This window comes from Parafrankia sp. EUN1f (assembly GCF_000177675.1).
Lineage (GTDB): Bacteria > Actinomycetota > Actinomycetes > Frankiales > Frankiaceae > Parafrankia.
Genome location: NZ_ADGX01000391.1, coordinates 1 through 636 on the forward strand (window position 1 = coordinate 1; position 636 = coordinate 636).

Annotated in this window: 1 protein-coding gene; it reads left to right on the forward strand. The window is 60.7% G+C overall.

Annotated features, from left to right (window positions below; all coding sequences use genetic code 11):
• A partial coding sequence (locus FREUN1FDRAFT_RS39275; protein WP_006546028.1) for a group II intron maturase-specific domain-containing protein occupies positions 1-240 on the forward strand: 240 nt, incomplete at its 5' end.
• Positions 241-636: the final 396 nt, after the last annotated feature.

The window sequence follows — 636 nt, forward strand, 5'->3', positions numbered from 1 at the left end:
GATGGGATCGCCCGTGCGGTCAATCCTGTCATCCGGGGCTGGATGCAGTACTACGGTGCCTTCTACAAGACCGAGCTGTATCCGCTCCTCTATCGCATCAGCGCAAATCTGCTGCGGTGGATACGGAAGAAGTATCGACGGCTGAGGACATTTGCCAAAGCGCACCGGGCGTGGAAGAGGATCACCTTACAGTACCCCACGCTGTTCGCGCACTGGCAATGGATCCACGGCTTCTGGTGAGAAGGGCAAGAAGAGCCCGGTGACGCGAGAGTGTCACGCCGGGAGTGCGCCGTGAGGCGCTCTGTTGTATCCCCAGCGCAGCTGGGATGGATTCGGAGGAGGATCCTTGGGTTCGCTGGCTTACCTCGGTCCGAAAGGGTGTCGGGGGACAGCAGCATGCCAGAAGACGGCGGGCGTCGCGAAGGCGTCGAAGGCGGGCCGCCGTTGAACCCGCGTGATATGGCGAAAGCTGGATTGCCTGAATTCCAATCTCCAGACGGTAGATGTGAGGACCCATCGGAAAGACGTCTGAAACCGATGCCACGTCCTGCACTGGCCAGATCCGTGGGCTGGTGCATCCTTCGGGTCGTGGGGCGATGCCCAGTGAGGGCATTCAAGGAGATGAGTGGAACGCCT